The following is a 5,520-nucleotide window of genomic DNA, read 5'->3' on the forward strand; positions in this document are numbered from 1 at the left end:
ACTGACCATCCCAGACGGAAGAATGAGACGATCAGCAAATACCCACCCCATCGAAACGATGGAGCGGAGTACCAAATAATATTGGCACTGACATTCATCGGCACACTGTTGAGTTCTCAAAGAACACGCGCACATCGTCACGTTCCGGACTGTCGTCCGACCCGCTCCGAGGCAACCGTTCCAAGCTATCACATCCGATTTCAGGGACGCAAACTCGTTGCGTTCCCCGTCTCTTCTGTGAGAGCCGATCGATGCGACATCGAACATGCCTATTTCCGAACCTCTCGGTCCGGCGGGCTGTTCGATGTCGCTCGAACGACGACTAAGTTACGCCGACGCTAACGAGCCGTCAAATCCGCTGGTCAGAGGCTCGTCAGCGTCGGCAAACAGCATCAGTCGTGGACGACGCGGACACCGGCGAAGTTCCGCTTGCCCCGGCGCAGGACGAGCCAGCTGCCGTGCAGCAGCTCTCCGTCGCGCGCGGTCCACTCCTCCGAGGAGATCCGGACGTTGTTGACCGATGCCCCGCCTTCCTTGACGGTGCGCCGTGCAGCGCCCTTGCTCTCGCACAGTCCCGACGCGACGAGCAGATCCACGATCGTGTCCGGTTCGCCGGCGTGGAGCTCGGTCACGGACGCCTCGGTCAATGCGGCCGCGAGTGTGGACTCGTCGAGGTCGCCGAGCTCCCCCCGGCCGAACAGTGCGCGACTGGCCAGTTCGACCGAGGCGGTGTTGTGCGCACCGTGGACGAGCGTCGTCATCTCTGCGGCGAGCCGCTTCTGGGCCTCGCGCGCGTGCGGACGCTCCGTGGTGGCGGTCTCGAGTTCGGCGAGTTCGTCCTTGTCGAGGAAGGTGAACCAGCGCAGGTACTTCATGACGTCGGCGTCGGCCGCGTTGACGAAGTACTGGTACCAGGCGTACGGGCTGGTCATCTCGGGGTCGAGCCACAGGCTGCCACCGCCGGTGGACTTGCCGAACTTCTTGCCGTCCGAGGAGGTCACGAGCGGGACGGTCAGCGCGTGCACGCTCGCGCCGTCGGTTCGCCGGTTGAGTTCGACGCCGGCGATGATGTTGCCCCACTGGTCGGAACCACCGACCTGCAGCGCACACCCGTGCTCGCGGCGGAGCTGCACGTAGTCGTTCGCCTGCAGCAGCATGTAGCTGAACTCGGTGTACGAGATGCCGTCGGCTTCGAGCCGGCGCTTGACTGTGTCTCGAGCGAGCATCACGTTGACCGAGAAGTGCTTGCCGATGTCGCGCAGGAAGTCGATCACCGACAGATTGCGGGTCCAGTCGAGGTTGTTCACGACCACGGCTCCCGTCCGAGAGTCGTCGAACTCGACGAACCGTTCGAGCTGTCCCCGGATCCGTCCGGCCCACTCGGCGACGGTGTCGGCGGAGTTCATGGTCCGCTCCCCCACGTCCCGTGGGTCGCCGATCATGCCGGTCGCGCCACCTGCGAGAACGATGGGCCGGTGGCCGGCGCGCTGGAAACGTTTGAGAGCGAGGAGCGGTACGAGGTGACCGGCGTGCAGGCTCGGACCGGTCGGATCGAAACCGGCATAGAGGGTGATCGGACCCTTGTCGAGTTCGCCTCGAAGTGCGTCGAGATCGGTCGATTGCGCGATGAGACCGCGCCAGGTCAGTTCGTCGAGGATGTGCTCAGTCACCGTTCGATCATCCCATCACCCGTGAGGAGCGGCGGGCGCGCGTGGGCTGCGCCGGTACGCGGAGACTCCGACGGCGCCGGGAATCCACAACCGCCACGGCCTGTCGGCGGCGACGCTGATCCCCACCCGTGGACCGCGTGCGACCTCGCCGACCAGCGGCTCTGCCGGAAGTTCCACGCGCACCCGGGCATCGGAGACGCCCACGTCGATGCCGTTGTCGGCCAGGTCGAGACCGAGGGCAGCGGCCAGATTTCCGGGGCCCCGAGCGAGGTTGGCGAACGGCGTGCCGGGGGTGCGACGGGCCCGGGCGGCCTGTTCTCCGGCGACGACCTCACCGCCCCGTAACAGCACTGCTGCGGCGGTGCCATCGGGACCGAGGGAGATGTTCGCGCAGAAGTGCAGGCCGTAGCTCCGGTAGACGTACAGATGTCCTGCGGGCCCGAACATGACGGAATTGCGCGGGGTCGGTCCTCGATACGAGTGCGCTGCCGGGTCCGGCCACGGTCCGTCCTCGGGCCCGCCGTAGGCCTCGACCTCGGTCAGCAGGACGGTGGTCTCCCCTACCCGGACGGTCGCTCCGAGCAGCGCGGCGGCTGCCTCGACCGGATCGAGTCCCTCGAGCTCGCCGCGAACGGATCTGCTGCAGCGGCTCAGTCTGCACTCCATCCGGCGACACCGCGCGCGGTGAAGTCGTTGTGCTCGGCATCGGTGACCTCGCGGGCCTCGTCGACGAGGAGGACGGGGATGCCGTTCTCGATCGGATACGCCCGCCGCAGGCGGGGGTTGTACAGGACCGCGTCGTCGACGAGAAGCAACGGCCCCTTGTCCTCGGGACAGGCCAGAATGCTCAGCAACGTGGGATCGACAGCCACGGATGTCCTTTCGAAGGGCGGAACCGAACCGGAACCAGGCTACCGCGCCCCGGCGGGCGAACCGGCCGTGCCCGCCTTCCAGGCCAGCGCGACGGCCTTGGTGAATCTCTTGTACGTCCCCGTGTCGGGGCTCAGGTACCAGGTGCGGACGGTGGGAACGGGCAATCCCTGTTCGCGCAGCCCGTCGGCCGCCGGGCGATAGGACGGCCCCAAGGGGATGTCGTGCACGATGTGCACCAGATCCGGCCGTTCGTCGGGCGCAATCGCGTCGAACGCTGCGGTGATCTCTGCCGCCGTCGGTGCCCGGTTGCCCCGCAACGTGCACGCGGCCACCGCGATGTCGCGTCCGCCCACCGAGATCCCGTAGGCGACGGCGAGGTCGACGCGCGGGATCGCTTCGAGGACGTCGGTCACGCTCTGGGTGAAGACCGGACCGTGGAAGGTGGGGATCACCGTCCGTCGGCTGTCGAGCAGCCAGAAGTCGCCGTCGGCGTCGCGCCGGAACAGGTTGTCGGTGGGCACCCACACGTCGCCCGGTTCGAACACCCCGCGCATGACGCCGGTGAGCGCCGAGGCGGCGGGCCCGGGTTTGCCGAGCAGCAGTCCGACCTCACCGGCCCGCGCCTCCCGCACGAACCCGCGGTCGTCCTCGACGAGTCGGCCCGCGCCGGCGTCGTAGGCGGCGAGCCGCACGTCGGCGCTGCCGGGCAACGGCCGGCCCTTCGAGCCGATCTTCGAACCGGAGACGTTCGCGAGCACGACGTTGCCCTCGGTCGAGGCGTAGAACTCGAGCACCCGCGCAGGCTGGAACCTGTCGAGCGTGCGGCGCCACAACCCCGGTGGCATACCGGATCCGATGAACAACCGGATGGGATGGATGGCGTCGATGTGCAGCGAGGGGCTGTCGAGCACCTCACGCAACATCGCCCAGGTGTAGGTGACGACGGTGACGCCGTAGCGGTGCACCTCATCGCTGAACAGCGAGGGGTTCAGCCCGCGGGACAACGCGATACGCGCTCCACCCGCCAGCGCCCCACCGAAACTGACCAGAAGACCGGACGAATGATGCAGAGGTGCAAGGCAATACATCGTGTCGCCGCGACCGAGCGAGGCGGCGGTCGCCGTACCGAAGGCCGACAGCGCCCACCGGTAGTTGGTGACCCGCCGCACCGCGAGCGTGTCGCCGCTGCCGGAGAAGAGGACGAACGCGAGCTCCCGCGCAAGACCGGGATCGGGGACGTACCACCCCGGCAGTTGCACCGACGAGATGTCGAGTCGTTCGAGATCGACGACGTCGGTGCCGGGTTCGATGTCGAGGTCGCGAACGTCGCCACCACCGAGCACCAGCACGGGCAGACCGGTCGCCACGGCCGCATCGAGGTTCTCCGGATCGGCCACGATCTTCTCGACACCGCCGAGGCGCACGGCCTCCGCGACGTCCGGTCCGGGCGGGATCAGCACGGAGACACCGCCGAGGCGGGAGATCGCGGCGACCGCGGCCATAGCACTGGGACGCACGTCCATGAGGATCCCGACGTGCATCGCGGGGCGGACGCCGTTGTCGACGAGACCGAGCACGACGTTGTCGATCCGGCGGTTCACAGCGTCGAATGTGTAGACGCGGTCCTCGAAGATGAAGCACTCCCGTTTCGGCGACTTGCGGCCGATCTCGGCGAGCAGACCCCCGACGGAGATGCGGGTGCGCGACTGGATCTGTCCGAGCCGCGCGAGCCGGGGCAACGCGCGTGCGGCCTCACCGGTGAGATCACGTGCGCCGCGGACGGCGCCGACGGCGATCCCCGCAACTCCTCTACCGAAGTCCGTTCCCACGTCGGCGAGGGTCGCGACGGTGTGGGTGATGCGGGATGCGACCGAGACGCCGGTGCCTTCGTCCTTCGGATCGGGCACGACCATCGGCGCCATACCGACGGGACGATCACCGACTCCCTCGCGCCACTGCACCCATTCGCCGACCGAGGGCCACGTCTGCTGGCCGGCAACGCTGCCCACGACGAGCCCGAAATGCCCTGCACGCAAAGTGCATTCGTAGATCTCCGCGCGGGGTGCCGCTTTGCGGATACCGCGCACGGCGAGCGGTTGCCCGATGTCGTCGACCTCGCCGACGAACGCGAGGACGGGACAGGTGATCTCGGCGAGGCTCACCACCCGGTCGTTGACGACGAAACCGCCACTGACCATGCGATTGTGGGCGATGAACTGGCGCAGCATCTCGGCGACGGCCGGACCGGACCACGCCACCCACCCCTCGGTGTCGAGGAACCGGCGTTGCGGCTCGCGCGGCAGCAGCGCTTCCCTGTCGTGGAGCTGGAGCAGGAAGTCGATGCGCGATCGCACGGTCTTGACCGGATCGAGCAGCTGGAAGCCGGTGCGCGCCATCCATCCGGTGATCGCGAGGCGGTTGAAGACGTGGTCGGCGAGGAAGTCCGCGGAGTGGGTCGCGACGATCTCGGGGATCCCGAAGGGCAGCGCGGCGAGGGTGTCGACGGGGCTGCCGAAAGTGATCAGGCTCGCGATGCCGCGGCTGCGCCGGTACGCGGCCACCTGATAGCAGAACATTCCGCCCTGCGAGTATCCACCGAGGTGGACGTCGTGGCCGGTGTAGGCGCGCACGCGGTCGACGATCTCGTCGAGGGCGAGGAGATGATCGGTGAGGGTGCGCTTCCAGCCGCCCTCCTCCTGGTCGGGCGAACCGAAGTCCACGACCCACGGGTCGAGTCCCGCGGCGTGGAGGGTGCCGACGGCGCCGGCGTCACGGGTGACGTCGTAGACCTCGGCGGACACCATCATGGGCGGTACGAGGACGATCGGGATGCCCGTGGAAGCGGTGTCCGATTCGGGGAAGTACCGGCGGAGTCGGTACATCGCGGTGCGTTCGACGACCTGGTACGGCGAGGACGACCGGTCCGGTTCGAGGCCACCGAACCGCAGGACGTCGAGACCGTTCTGGGCGGTGGCGA

Annotated in this window: 4 protein-coding genes; all 4 read right to left on the reverse strand. The window is 68.0% G+C overall.

The features are described 5' to 3' along the window. Positions 1-392: 392 nt before the first annotated feature. A complete protein-coding gene (tyrS, locus tag R1101_RS0115355) occupies positions 393-1,670 on the reverse strand; it encodes a tyrosine--tRNA ligase (protein WP_016934278.1) in 1,278 nt (425 codons plus the stop codon). A gap of 15 nt (positions 1,671-1,685) precedes the next feature. Next, positions 1,686-2,336, reverse strand: coding sequence for a DNA-3-methyladenine glycosylase (locus R1101_RS0115360; RefSeq protein WP_016934279.1), 651 nt, complete (start codon positions 2,334-2,336; stop codon positions 1,686-1,688). Continuing rightward, on the reverse strand, positions 2,321-2,542 hold the full coding sequence (locus R1101_RS0115365; protein ID WP_016934280.1) for a Trm112 family protein: 222 nt from the start codon (positions 2,540-2,542) through the stop codon (positions 2,321-2,323). The genes R1101_RS0115360 and R1101_RS0115365 overlap by 16 nt, the downstream gene beginning before the upstream one ends. 39 nt (positions 2,543-2,581) lie before the next feature. Then, positions 2,582-5,520 (reverse strand): AMP-binding protein (locus tag R1101_RS27005; RefSeq protein WP_016934281.1); only part of this gene is annotated, 2,939 nt, incomplete at its 5' end.

The sequence above is a fragment of the Rhodococcus sp. R1101 genome, assembly GCF_000278445.1.
Taxonomy (GTDB): domain Bacteria; phylum Actinomycetota; class Actinomycetes; order Mycobacteriales; family Mycobacteriaceae; genus Rhodococcus; species Rhodococcus gordoniae.

Bases quoted from the DNA above. Each gene is read 5' to 3' on its own strand.
- R1101_RS0115360 (WP_016934279.1), bottom strand. From the start codon at position 2,336: ATGGAGTGCAGACTGAGCCGCTGCAGCAGATCCGTTCGCGGCGAGCTC.